At 65.9% G+C, this 12,592-nt stretch carries 10 protein-coding genes; 4 read left to right on the top strand and 6 right to left on the bottom strand.

The window, feature by feature from the left end; translation table 11 throughout:
* Window positions 1–198: 198 nt before the first annotated feature.
* The 4 genes from OCUBac02_RS01090 to OCUBac02_RS01075 form a co-directional block, all read right to left on the bottom strand.
* Window positions 199–1,524 (bottom strand): AAA family ATPase, encoded by a 1,326-nt coding sequence (locus tag OCUBac02_RS01090; protein ID WP_244639054.1) that lies wholly within the window; start codon window positions 1,522–1,524, stop codon window positions 199–201.
* Between the two features lie 186 nt (window positions 1,525–1,710).
* Window positions 1,711–3,285, bottom strand: coding sequence for a methyl-accepting chemotaxis protein (locus tag OCUBac02_RS01085; RefSeq protein WP_173043130.1), 1,575 nt, complete (start codon window positions 3,283–3,285; stop codon window positions 1,711–1,713).
* 33 nt (window positions 3,286–3,318) lie between these two features.
* Window positions 3,319–3,633: a hypothetical protein gene (locus OCUBac02_RS01080; protein WP_173043129.1), complete on the bottom strand. Its 315-nt coding sequence runs from the start codon at window positions 3,631–3,633 to the stop codon at window positions 3,319–3,321.
* 74 nt (window positions 3,634–3,707) lie between these two features.
* On the bottom strand, window positions 3,708–5,522 hold the full coding sequence (locus tag OCUBac02_RS01075; RefSeq protein WP_173043128.1) for a methyl-accepting chemotaxis protein: 1,815 nt from the start codon (window positions 5,520–5,522) through the stop codon (window positions 3,708–3,710).
* Between the two features lie 407 nt (window positions 5,523–5,929).
* On the opposite strand from OCUBac02_RS01075, the gene OCUBac02_RS01070 reads away from it, so the two are divergent.
* The 4 genes from OCUBac02_RS01070 (at window position 5,930) to OCUBac02_RS01055 (ending at window position 9,822) form a co-directional block, all read left to right on the top strand.
* Window positions 5,930–7,213: a GGDEF domain-containing protein gene (locus tag OCUBac02_RS01070; protein WP_173043127.1), complete on the top strand. Its 1,284-nt coding sequence runs from the start codon at window positions 5,930–5,932 to the stop codon at window positions 7,211–7,213.
* Between the two features lie 124 nt (window positions 7,214–7,337).
* Window positions 7,338–7,787 (top strand): hypothetical protein, encoded by a 450-nt coding sequence (locus OCUBac02_RS01065; RefSeq protein ID WP_173043126.1) that lies wholly within the window; start codon window positions 7,338–7,340, stop codon window positions 7,785–7,787.
* Window positions 7,788–7,886: 99 nt separating this feature from the next.
* Complete coding sequence (locus OCUBac02_RS01060; protein ID WP_173043125.1) at window positions 7,887–8,900, top strand: MraY family glycosyltransferase; 1,014 nt, start codon at window positions 7,887–7,889, stop codon at window positions 8,898–8,900.
* Window positions 8,893–9,822 (top strand): NAD-dependent epimerase/dehydratase family protein, encoded by a 930-nt coding sequence (locus tag OCUBac02_RS01055; RefSeq protein ID WP_173043124.1) that lies wholly within the window; start codon window positions 8,893–8,895, stop codon window positions 9,820–9,822. Before OCUBac02_RS01060 ends, OCUBac02_RS01055 begins: the two co-directional genes overlap by 8 nt.
* Here the strand turns inward: OCUBac02_RS01055 and OCUBac02_RS01050 are convergent.
* On the bottom strand, window positions 9,746–11,710 hold the full coding sequence (locus tag OCUBac02_RS01050) for a nucleoside-diphosphate sugar epimerase/dehydratase (protein WP_173043123.1): 1,965 nt from the start codon (window positions 11,708–11,710) through the stop codon (window positions 9,746–9,748). The two genes, OCUBac02_RS01055 and OCUBac02_RS01050, sit on opposite strands and share 77 nt — an antisense overlap.
* 151 nt (window positions 11,711–11,861) lie before the next feature.
* The gene (locus OCUBac02_RS01045; protein ID WP_047581189.1) at window positions 11,862–12,458 is read right to left on the bottom strand and encodes a TetR/AcrR family transcriptional regulator; all 597 of its coding nucleotides are present in this window, start codon (window positions 12,456–12,458) and stop codon (window positions 11,862–11,864) included.
* Between the last annotated feature and the right edge of the window lie 134 nt (window positions 12,459–12,592).

Below are 12,592 nucleotides of genomic sequence, written 5' to 3'. Positions count from 1 at the left end.
GCGACACGCTCAGCCGCTCGATCTGAGCCGCCAACTGCGCCAGCCTTCCGGCCTGCTCCGCTGCCACACCGCTCGAACGCTCCTGCCCCACCCTTACGGCCCCCCTAAAGGGGGGCCTATAGGGAGGTGGGGCAAGTTCGGTTTGCCCCAGCGCCACACCCTGCCCCGCCACACCTTTGAAGGTTGGGCAATGTGCCTTCATGGTCCCTCTCCCGGTTCGACGAAGTCCCTCATCATCCGCTTTTGGTCCTGGCGCTTGACGACTTTCAGCCAGCGCTCTGCGATCCATTTCTGGACGAGCAGCTTCATGGCGCTGCGGACGGATTTCTCCTCGATGTCCTGGCCAAGCGCCTCTGCGATCGCATGCCCGACCCAGTTCTTTGCCTGCTGGTCGAGGCGCCATTCGCCCTGCGCAATGCGAGCCAGGGCTGCGCGAACGTCATCGACAGTCACCTCCTCGTTTGGGTCAGGCCATCTCCACGGCGTGACGACCGCAACCTCGTCGCCGCGGCCTTCGTTGCCCCCATTGTCGAGCGGTACGCCGATCAGCTTGAACCACCTCGCCCCCTCTGCTGGCGGCGCCAGGTTGGCCTTCACGTCGTCGATGCGGACATGGGAGCGCGGCTGCTCAACCTTGGCCTTCTCGGCGTCTTCCTTCGACATCTGATTGAGCGTGCGGGCGCTGCGGACCGCAGCGAGCAGAGCGCTGGCACCTCGAGCATCGTCCGCCGTCACGTCGCCGCTGCCGCCCACGCCCATCTTGCGGGCGTGGTGGACGAACTCGATGGCGCAACTCGTCTCATCCGCGATCTGCGCCCAGCGCTTGCAGATGGCCGCGATATGCCCGTTGTCGTTCTCGGAAGCCTCGTGGCTCGACACGAATGGATCGATGATCACCACGTCGATGCCGTGCTCGTGGATCGTTTCGATCAGCTCCTGCTTGGTCGCATCGTTCAGCGTCAGGCCGCGGGGTGAGCCTTTTGCGATGCTGATTTCTGTTTCGCGGCCGGTGTCGATGAACAGGCGGCCTTCGAAGTCGGCTGGCGGGATCAGATAGTGCTTGCAGATCGCGGCGATGCGACGCTGCGTCTCGTCGATCGGATCTTCGCCATTCCAGTACCAGACGTTCAGCGGAGCCGGCGGCTCGATACCGAGCAGGCCGCGCCCGCTGGCCATCGCCAGAGCCTCCGTCAAGGCCAGCGAGGACTTTCCAACGCCACCAGGGGAGATCGTCGCCGAAAGGTACTTCCGCGTTATGTGGGTGCCGTACAGGAAACGCCGCGGCGGGATGGCGCTCGGCGCGATCCATTTGAACGGCGTTGCCATGATCGGCTTGCGCTTCGGCGGCGCCTCATCGACCGGCGGCCCGAGCTGAAAACCGTCATCAACGCGGGGGTTGAATGCGTTCTCGACCATCTCGGCGATACGCCGATGCGGGTCCTTGAACTGCGCCTCCGCGCCATGGATTATGGCGCGGAGCTTCTCAGCAGAGAGGTCATCAGTATCGAGATCGGCCTCACTCATTCGTCGCAGTTCCAAAACTGCGATGGGGAATGGGGCTCAACTAGATCAAGGGCTTCGCACCGCTTCCCAAGCTGAATGTCGTCGGTTCGATCCCGATCGCCCGCTCCAAATTCCTTGAAAAGCTGGATCCGTCGGGCCTTCCTGATGCGAAGCCCGATTTGACTGTGCCCTTGCGCGAGGCTCCGGTCACAGCTTGACGACCAGCGCCGAGAACGCATCGACGGTGTCGCTTAGGGCCTGCGCGGTCTCCTGGATCCGCGTGGCGATTTCGGCCACGGAGACGGCCTGGTCGAGCGCGCCCTCCGAGCCTGCCGTGACGATCGCCGTCGCCTGCGTCACCGCTTCGGCGGCGATCACGGCGTCGCCTAGCGCGATGACGATCTTGCCGAGCGCATCGGCCTGCTGGTCGGAGGCGGCCAGGATGGTTTCGGCCGAATCGATCACCGAATGCGCCGCCGTTTCGATCTCATGTGAGGCGGCGATCGATTCCCTGGCTGCCGCGCGGATTTCCTCGACCTGCTTGATGATGAGCTCGGCGGCCTGATTGGTTCGGCCGGACAGGAGCTTCACTTCGCGCGCGACCACGGAGAAGCCGGTTCCGAGCTGGCCGGCCCGTGCTGCTTCGATCGTCGCGTTGAGCGCGACGAGATTGGTTTGCCGCGCGATGTCTCGGATCAGGTTCGTGCCCTTGTCGACCTCGTCCAGGAGATGGACCAGCTTCTGTTTGATGAGGACGGACCGGCGTACGTTCTCTGCCGCGACCTGGACGAAGCCTGAGGTGTGGTCGGCACCAGCCCGGATCGACGAAACCGCCTCGGTCATGCGGTGCGATTCCTCGTCGACATGCTTCAGGCCGAGTCTGGCGCGGTCGACCATCCCCGGGAATTCCGCCACGCCGGACCGGGATGTCCGGGATAGCGTCGTCAACCGGTCGGCGCTGCCATTCATCTGGCCGATCGAGGCAGACAGCGAGGACAAGGCCGTTTTCACATCCCCGTGGAAGACCTGGACGCGGCTTTCCAGTGCCAGCCGCATTGCCTCCTCGCGTGCCGCGTGCCGGCGTTCCGCTTCGCGCAGCGCGGCGATCTCGGTTTCCGCCCGCACGCGATCGAGGAAGCGCTGCGCGACCGAGCGCACGAGCAGTAGCGAGAGCGCCAGGAAGATCAGGTCCACGGCGACGTACAGCACCAGCATGTCGCCCTTGAGGAAGACCAGGTGCGTCAGTCGCCCGGCCCAGAGCGTCGCCAGGAAGGCGGCTGCGGCGGCAGGCATGATCGCCATGGTGAAGACGCCGACGCAGGATAGGCAGGTGATCGTGATGCCGATGATCCCGTCGAGCCGCGGCGCCGCGCCGGGATTGAAGGCGACGGCCAGAGCCGCCCAGGGCAGCGCGAGCAGGCAGGAATCACGGATGATGCGCACCGTGAAACGCGGCGAGGGAGGCTCGGTTTGCTGGGTACGGGCTCTCAGGAGACTCATGCGCCGGATGCCGAACCCCGACAGCGCCACGACGACGGGTGCCCAGATGAGTGGAAAGAGCCACCAGCCCGACCAGAGCAGCACCGCCGAGATCGTCAGCGAGAACACCATATTGGCGCCGAGAATCGTCGGCAGCGCTTCGCCGTAGCGCACGGCCTGCGCCTGTCGCAGCCGCGCCCGCTCCTCCGCGGCGATCGCCAGGCCACAGCTCGCCTCGAGCCATGCGCTCAGGCGCAGCAGGGTTCGGGATGGGAAGCCGAATTTGTCTGATCGCGCAGTCACTGAGACGCGGGCCCTTCCGGATACGCGCGGCGCTCAGCCGTGACATGCCGGCGCGGCTTCGCCCGTCATGACCGGTTGGGTCTTCGCCCCCTCGATCACGACCGGCGTCCAGCCGCGCTCGGATGATTGCAGCCAGTCGGCGATGTTCTGGAAGACGATGCGCTGCATCGGCTGGATCGGTTGCCCGCTCTGCTCGGAGATCGCCATGATCCGGCCGAGCTCATCGGCGAAATCGCGCCGGATCTCGCCGCCCAGGCGATTCTCCAGATGTTTGAACAGGATGCCGAACAGGCTGATCTGGGCGCTGGCCAGCCCGGCGATGCAATTGCTGAAGTCGTCCTGGTTCAAGGTCTTGTCCTCGGATCGTTCGGTCGTCGGGCGATGGCAGCGTTTCCCAGGCCGGGACGCTGCGGCGGAGCCGTTCAGAACTCGGCCCAGTCGTCGTGGCCGTTGATCGCGCGCAGCACCTTGCGCTGCAGCCGCGCCGGGGCCGTCGGGGCGAGCTCGGCCTCGCCCGGCGCCGGTCTGGCGAAGGCGGCCGGTTCAGTTTTTCTGTTCAGCCGCTCCAGCGGAATCTGGAAGGAGGTGACGAGGGACTGGAGCCGCTTCGCCGAACCTTCGAGTGTGCCGGCGACGGCATGGCTCTGCTCGACCATCGTGGCGTTCTGCTGCGTCATCTCGTCGAGATGAGCCACCACCTTGGCCACCTCCTCGATTCCGTTCGCCTGCTCCTGCGAGGCGATCGAGATATCCGCGAGCGCGTTGGAGACCTGCTGTGAGGACTGGACGATCTCGGTCAGCGCGGCGCCGGCGTCCTGAACCAGCTTCACGCCGGCGGCGACCTCCTCGCCCGAATCCGTGATCAGCTTCTTGATGTCATTGGCCGAATCGCTGGAGCGCTGCGCGAGTGCCCTGACTTCCGACGCGACCACCGCGAAGCCGCGGCCCGCCTCGCCGGCCCGGGCCGCCTCGACGGCCGCGTTGAGGGCGAGCAGGTTGGTCTGGAAGGCGATCGTGTCGATGACGTTGATGATGTCGGCGATATTGGCTGAGGCGCGCTCGATGCGCTCCATCGCCGCGATCGCCGCGGTGACGATGTCGCCGCCGCGATGGGCGATGGCATTGGCCTTCTCGCCGAGCACCGTCGCGTCCTGCGCCCGCGCCGCGCTCTGCTTGACGGAAGCCGCGAGCTCCTCGGTCGTGGCGGCGGTCTCCTCGAGGCTGCTGGCCTGCTCTTCGGTCCGCTGCGCGAGGTTGCGGCTGTCCTGGTTGATCGTCGAGGAGCCGGCCGTCAGCGTCCCGGAGATCTCGGCCGTCGTGGTCACGACGTCGCAGAGCGTCTCGATCAGCGCGTTCACGCCCTCGCAGAGATTGCGCAGGTCGCCGGCCTTGCCGGCCATCTCGATGCGTGGATTGAGATTTTTCTGCTTGGCGGCGGCGACGACCTGCTGGGTCTCGGTGACGGTGAGCTGCAGGGCCTCCTGCTCGCGGCGGCGTTCCGTGATGTCGGAGGCGAATTTCACCACCTTGTAGGGCCGCCCGGCGGAATCGAGGATCGGATTATAGGTCGCCTGGATCCAGATCCGGCGTCCGCCCCTGCCGATGCGCAGATACTCGCCCTCGTCGTATTCGCCGCGGCCGAGCTTGGCCCAGAACCGCTTGTATTCGTCGGACTGATGCTGTTCGGGCGCGATGAACAGGCGATGATGCTGGCCCTTGATCTCGTCGAGGCGATAGCCGACGGCATTCAGGAAGTTCTCGTTGGCATCGAGCACGATGCCGTCGAGATTGAATTCGATCACCGCCTGCGACTTGCGGATCGCGGCGATCTGCGCTTCCGAATTGGCGATTTCGGCCTTCTGGGCGGTGATGTCGGTCGCGAATTTGACGATTTTGGTGGGCTTGCCGTCGCGGCCGAGCACGGGCGCGTAGACCGCCTGGAGCCAGAGCGGCGCGCCGTCCTTGCTGAAGCGCAGGAATTGCCCCTCCTGCGGCTCTCCCTGACGCAGCGCGCTCCAGAACGCCTTGTAGGCCGGCGCGTAGGCCTCGTCCCTGCGCAGGAAGATCGCATGGGGGTGCCCGACGATCTCTTCGAGCTTGTAGCCGGTCGCCGCGAGGAAATTGTCGTTGGCGGACAGAACCTTGCCCGTGATGTCGAACTCGATCACGGCCTGCGAGCGATGGATCGCCTCGATCTGGGCCGCAGCATTGTCCTTGGTGAAGAGGTTGAAGGCCATTGTCCGTCCCCGACGCGATGTGACGCAGGGAAGAAAGCTCTAACCAAGTTAAATAACGAGCGGAGGCTCTTAAGGAAGCGATTAAGGGCTTGTTAGCCGCACTTAACAGCGCGAAGAAAATTTACGAATCGTGGGCGAAATTTGCATGATCCTGGGGGCGTTTGTTTCAAAACCGGTTCATTTTCATGATATCTGAGGACAAGCCGCGTTAACATGTTAACCGATATTAACGAGTTCTTAATGGAGCTCGAGCAGGTTTGTTGTCGTTTGATAACTATAAGATACTACGGATTGATCTCGTCAGGAATTTCTATTCTGCCGGATAAGGTGAAATGCTGAGCGCAGCGCTCTGGGAAGAAGAAGATTTCGCGCAACTGAAGGTTGAGATTTCAACCTTGAGCAGCAACATGCCCGCATCTGTGCGCGCTATGGTGGCGAGCACCGTCAAGCACTTCGCTGGCGATCTGGTCGACGAACTCTGGGGCGACCTCGCGCGCCATGTCAGAGTCCAGGCTCTGTTCGACAACGAGAGCCTCGCGCGGCGCTTCCGGGGCGCCCTGTCGCAGTGGCTGGTCGAGATCTTCCCGCGGGAGCCGCTCGACCCGACGCTTTTCCTCATGCGTCAGTCCGAGATCGGGGCGACCCATGCCCGCATCCAGATTTCGACCTCGCTGAGCATGCTCGCGGCGCGGGCCTTCAAGCGCGGCATCTGCAGCAATCTCAAGCATACCCGGCTGTCGCGGGACGAATTCGCCCAGGCCGCGCTCTACGTCTCCGGCGTCATCGACATCGCGACGGCGGCGATCATGGCTGCCCATATCAGCGGGCTCGACCGCAACCTGCGCGCGGAGGAAGCGCTGCGCCAGGTGTCGATCGATCACGATTTTCGGGCCGAGCGGGAAAAGCAGAAGGCTTCGCTCGCCGAATGGGCGCAGGCCGTGTTCTTCGGCTCCCATATCGCCGGCGAAGCGGGCGGCGTCCTGCCGTTGAGCCGTTCCGAGTTCGGCCTGTGGTTCTCGCACCGGGCGAATCTGCTGTTCGGCCGGACCGCGGAATATGCCTCGATCGCGCGGCTCGTCGATCAGGCCGATGCCCATATCCGGCAGCTCCACGCCGGCACTGACGCGGCCGGCAGCCAGGAGCGCTTGCGCGAGATCAGGCAGATCGTCGCTCAGATCAACAATCTCCTGAGCGCCCAGTTCAGCCATTCCCTCGACATGGGCGGTGCCCGGGATCCGCTCTCGCGTCTGCTCAACCGCCGTTTCCTGCGGGCGGCGATCTCCCGCGAGATCGCACTGCGCCGCCGCACGAGCCGCCCGTTCTCGATGATCATGCTCGAGATCTCCCAGTTCGACACGTTGCGGGCCCGCCTCGGCGAGGCCGGCGCCGACACCGTCGTGCAGCAGACAGCCGCGATGCTGCTCAATGCGGTGCGGTCGAGCGACACCGTGTTCAGCATGGGCCGGGAGACCTTCCTGATCATCCGCGTCGGGACGGATGCCAGGGAGGCGGCGGCCTTCGCCCGCGGGATCGTCGGGAGTTATGCGGCGACGCATTTCTCGATCGACGGCCAGACGGTTCTCAAGAACACGTTGAATGTCGGCGTCATCGAATATGACGGCCATCCCGATCCGCGCCGTCTTGTCGACCAGGTCGCCAATGCCCTGCGCAACGAGAAGGTCGGGAAGTGACCGATCCGGGCAGGCTTCTGCGGTCTCGATCCTGATCCGACCGTAATTCCGCTCCCGCCGGGGATCGAATCCGCGTTTCGCGGGTTGATCGGCCATGCCGCCGATTCGGCCGAAGGAGCAGGATATGATGACGATCAGGCAGACCACCACCACCATCGCCGCCGTGCTGATGCTGGCCGCGCCGGCCGTGGCGCAGCAGCGCTCCCTCGGCCCGTCGACGGGAACCGTCCGCATCGAGCAGGTTCAGGCCGGCTTCATCGCCTCCGGCGAGGCCGGCGGCGGGACCCTGCGCTACAAGGGGCGCTCCTATCCCATCACGGTCGGCGGGTTGGGCATCGGCTCGATCGGCGCCTCGCGTTCTGTCGCCTCCGGCACGGTCTACGGGCTGCGCCGCGTCTCCGATTTCGCCGGACCTTACGTTCAGCTCAAGGAAGGCTGGGCCGTCGGTGCTGCCGGCCGGGGTACAACTTGGCTGCGCAATGACAAGGGTGTGACGCTGAGGCTCGCCACCCGCCGCCAGGGACTCCAGCTCCAGCTCGGCGCCGATGGCGTGCTGATCGGCTTCCGAAACTAGAGCATTTCGAGCGAAGTGGACACCGCTCCGCGCGTATAAGGTCGGCTGGCCTCTAGGCTTTTGCGCCGCCTCGACTATGGTGCGGGCACTTTGGACAACTTGCTCCGCCCCCTGATCATCTGTGCCACCGCCGCCGTTCTGGCGGCGGTGCTGTGCGTGGCCTTGCGTCCGCTCCTGCTGCGCTACGCGCTGGCGCGGCCGAATGCCCGGTCCAGCCACAGGATTCCGACCCCGCAGGGTGGAGGCATCGCCGTCCTCGCCGGCGCCTTCCTGGCGCTCGGCGCCTCGCTCTGGCTCGCTCCGGTCGAAAGCGAAGCGGCGCGCGCAGTGATCGTGCTCGGCCTGGCCGTGACCGGGCTCGGCATCGTCGGCGCATGGGATGATATCCGGCCGCTGCCGGCAAGCATCCGGCTGGTGCTGCAGGCAGTCTGCGTCGGTTTCGTGCTGTTCCGCGCCGCGCCCGAGTTGCGTCTGTTCCCGGAATTCCTGCCTCTGTCTGTCGAGCGTGCATTCGCGCTTCTGGCAGGGGTGTGGTTCGTCAACCTCGTCAATTTCATGGATGGGCTCGACTGGATCACGGTCGCCGGCATGGTGCCGCTGGCCGCGACGCTGGCACTCGCCGGGATGACGGGGACGATCGATCCCGTCACCGGCTGGCTCGCGGCGGCGCTCTGCGGCGGCCTTCTTGGATTCGCGCCCTTCAACCGGCCGGTGGCGCGTCTCTTTCTCGGCGATGTCGGCTCGCTGCCGATCGGGCTCGTCACGGCCTATCTGCTTTATCGGCTCGCCGGCACCGGCGCTTTCGCCGCCGCGCTGATCCTGCCGTTCTACCATATCGCCGACGCGACGATCACGCTGCTGCGCCGCCTTGCCCGTGGCGAGAAGGTCTGGGAAGCGCATCGCTTGCATTTCTACCAGCAGGCCACGACCAACGGTTTCGGCGTCATGGCGGTTGTCGGCCGCGTCGCCCTGCTCAATTTCGCGCTGGCAGTAATCGCGGGCGCGTCGCTGCTCTGGCCGGCTCTTCCCGTCCAGTTCGCTTGCCTGGCCATTGCGGGTTTGCTCACCGGCCTGCTGCTCCGCCGCTTCGCTGCCGGCCCGCGACATGGCTGAGGGCTGCGTCCTCATCACCGGAGCGAGCGGCTTCGTCGGGCCGCATGTCGTCGCGAGCCTGATCGAAGCAGGCTATCGCCCGCGCCTCGCCCAACGCCGTGCGCAGGCCGTTCCTGCCGGGGTGGAAGCCGTCTTGACCGGGGATTTCACGGCGCCCGTCGACTGGCAGGCCGCTCTGGAGGGCGTCGACCATGTCGTTCACATGGCCGGCCTCGCCCATGCCGGGCCGGGGCTCGACGAGGCGCTCTACCGCCGCATCAATACGGAAGCGACGCTGGAGCTCGCCCGCGCCGCGGAAGCGGCCGGGGTGCGGCGCTTCGTCTATCTGTCCTCGATCAAGGCGCTGACCGACGCCTTCGATGGCCCGCCGCTGACCGAAGAGATGCAGCCGATGCCCGGCGACCCCTATGGCCGCTCGAAGCTTGCGGCGGAACAAGGGCTGGCCGCACTCGATCTCGACTGGGTCGCGTTGCGCCCGGTGCTGATCTACGGCCCGGGCGTGAAGGCCAACATGGCCGCGCTTCTCAAGCTGGCGCGCTTGCCCGTGCCGCTGCCCTTCGGTGGGCTGAAGGGGCCGCGCTCGCTGCTGGCCGTCGAAAACCTCGCCAGCGCCATCCTGTTCGCGCTGACCCCGGCCTGCCCGGCCCGGCAGAGCTATGCGCTGTCGGATCCCGAGCCGATCAGCGTGTCCGGGATGCTCGCGGCGATGCGTTCCGGGCTGGGGCGTGGCCCCGGACTCCTGCCCGTGCCCGAGGCCTGGTTGCGTCGGCTGGCGCGTCTTGCAGGCCGTGAGGAGACCTTCCTCAAGCTGTCGGGAAGCCTCGTCGCCCGGCCGGAGCGCCTGCTCACCGCTGGCTGGCGGCCGCAGGTTGAGACGACGGCAGCGCTGGCACGGCTGGCCGCGTCGAATCGCGCCGGCTGAAATCCGGAATCGCCTCGTCGAGCACGGCATTGGCCGCGGCCTGGTCGTTGGTCTTCACGGCGGCCTGGAGCTGCGCCAGCCATTCCTCGATCCGGGCGCGGCCGGCGAAGATCGGCTTGGCGGCCATCACGCCGTCGAGCCCGGTTTCGGCCATCGGTTCGTCATGGGCGAACAGGATCTCATGCAGCCGCTCGCCCGGCCGGACACCCGAGACGACGATCTCGATATCCTCGCCCGGCTCGAAGCCGGCGAGGCGTATCATCCGCTCGGCCAGGTCCATGATCCGCATCGGCTGGCCCATTTTCAGCACGTAGACGGCGGCGCGCTCGGTCTCGGCGCCGCTTTCGCGGGCGTGGGAAGCCGCGGTCAGCACGAGGTCGCAAGCCTCGCGGATCGTCATGAAATAGCGGATCATCTCCGGGCTGGTCACCGTAACCGGGCCACCGCGGGCGATCTGCGCCTTGAACTTCGGCACCACCGAGCCGGCCGAGCCCAGCACATTGCCGAAGCGCACCGCGACCAGCCGGATGCCGGAATCGGCGGCGACGAGCTCGGCATCGCGCGATTGCGCGTAGATCTCGGCGAAGCGCTTGGTCGCGCCCAGCATCGAGACGGGCTCGATCGCCTTGTCGGTCGAAATCATCACGAAGGTCCGGGCGCCGGCCGCGACGGCGGCGTCCATGACGTTCACCGAGCCGAAGATATTGGTCTTGATGCCCTCGCTCCAGTCGGCCTCCAGATAGGGCACATGCTTCAGCGCCGCCGCATGGACGACGATATCGGGCTTGAAACCGGCGAAGAGAGGCATGATTCGCTCACGATCGCGCACATCGGCCAGCACGCCCGAGACGGCGGTCTGCGCCGCCTGCACCGAGAGCTGTTCGCTGATCTGGAACAGGGCCGGTTCGGAGCTTTCGACGACGAGAAGCTCGGCCGCACCGAAGGCGGCGCAGCGAAGGCAGATCTCCGAGCCGATCGAGCCGCCGCCGCCGGTGACGATGACGCGCTTGCCTTTGAGGAAGGAGCCGAGCCGCTCGCGATCGATCGCGACGGTCGAGCGCACCAGCAGGTCCTCGATCTCGAGCGGCGCGATCTCCGTGTCGCGAATGCCCTCGCCGAGTGCTTCGATGCGCGAGATCGGCAGGGCGAGCTTGCGCGTCTGGGCCAGCCATTTTTCCGGCTCCGCTTCCGGCAGCAGGGCGGAGGGCGTGGCCACGATCCGCCGATAGGCTTCGCCGCGCTCGACCGCTTCGCCCGCGATCCGCTCGATATCCCCGAGCAGCCCGAGCACCGGCACGCCGCGGATCGTCTGGCCGAGATCGTCCGGCCGCGGCGACAGGATCCCGGTTGGGCGCAGTCGCCGCATCGTGCCGGCCTCCATGGCGCGGATCACCATCTCGACCTCGACGCCGCGCCCGAGCAGCAGCGCCGGCAGGCTGGACTCGCGCCCGGTCGTGGTGCGCGAGCGTGCATATTTCAGGTAGCGATAGCCGAGGCGCGGGCCGCCGAGCAGCGAGACCTGCACGAGCCAGTACAGCGCGATCGAGATCTTGCCGAAATAGAAGGCCCCGTAGAAATTCGGTGCGACCAGGACGTAGTCGACCGCGAGCAGCGAGACCGTCAGGACGGAGACTGCCTTGACGATGTTCGACAGGTCCGGCAGCGAGGCGAAGCGCCATTTCGAGCGGTAGAGCGAGAAGAACCAGTAGACCAGCCCGGCATAGGCCACGAAGAAGGGCAGGAACTGCGGCAGATAGCGCAGGTGCTCTTCGAGCTGCGCACCCTCGAAGCGGACGATGAAGACGAGCCAGATCGCCAGCGCCGTGACCAGAAGGTCGTGCAGGACGATGGCGAGCTTCTTGAGATTCTGTTTCGGGAGGATGGCCATGCCCGGGCGGTATCCCGCTCCCTCTGCGGCTTGTCAACGCGCTGGAGCATCGGCCTGAAAAGGTGAACGCGGTTTTCGGGAAAGCCGATGCGAAATCGGAAACCTGGAGTATCGGGCCGAATGTTCGCTTCGATGCTCCGGCGGAGGCCGTCTAGCGACTTTGCGGCCTCGCTTCCAGCGCGCTGAGCACGAAGGCGATCATCTCGTCCGGCGTCGGCCCTGGGATGCACTCGCATTGCGTGATCAGCAGCGGGTGCATGAAGCGGATCATCGCGGTGCGGATGCAGCCCGTGGCGTGCGCCGGTTCCATCGGCCGGAACTCGCCCCGCGCGATGCCGTCGGCGACGACGCGGCGCAGCACGATGTCGAAGCGCTCGATATGGGCGATGATCGCGTCCCAGCTCTCCTCCATCGCGGCGCAGACCATTTCCTGCATCCGGGCATGGCCGGCAAAGCGCGCGGCGTTGAGGCGGTAGGAGGTGGCGAGGATGTCGCGCAGGCGCTCGGCGGCGGGCCGGTCCTCGTCCGCGATGGCGGCGATCGCCTCTTCCTGCTCGCGCTTGTAGCGCTCCAGCACGGCCTCGTTGATCGACTTCTTGGAATCGAAGAAGCGATAGACGTTGGCTGGGCTCATGCGCAGGGATTTGGCGATGTCCGCCACGGTCGTCTTCTGATACCCGATATCGCGGAAGAAGCGCTCGGCGGTGTCGACGATGATCTGCCTGGTATCGCGTTCGGGGTTGCTCACGGCGTCGCCGGCTGGGTTGTTTCAAACGAAAGCGGTGAAGAATTGATCGTTATGACGAATTTCGTCATTCGTCAACGTAATGGCGAATAAAGACTTTTGCCTTGATGTGCATCAATCTTCCCCCAGGATCACGG

This window comes from Bosea sp. ANAM02 (genome assembly GCF_011764485.1).
GTDB lineage: Bacteria > Pseudomonadota > Alphaproteobacteria > Rhizobiales > Beijerinckiaceae > Allobosea.
This window is presented reverse-complemented; position numbering and strand designations above follow the sequence as displayed.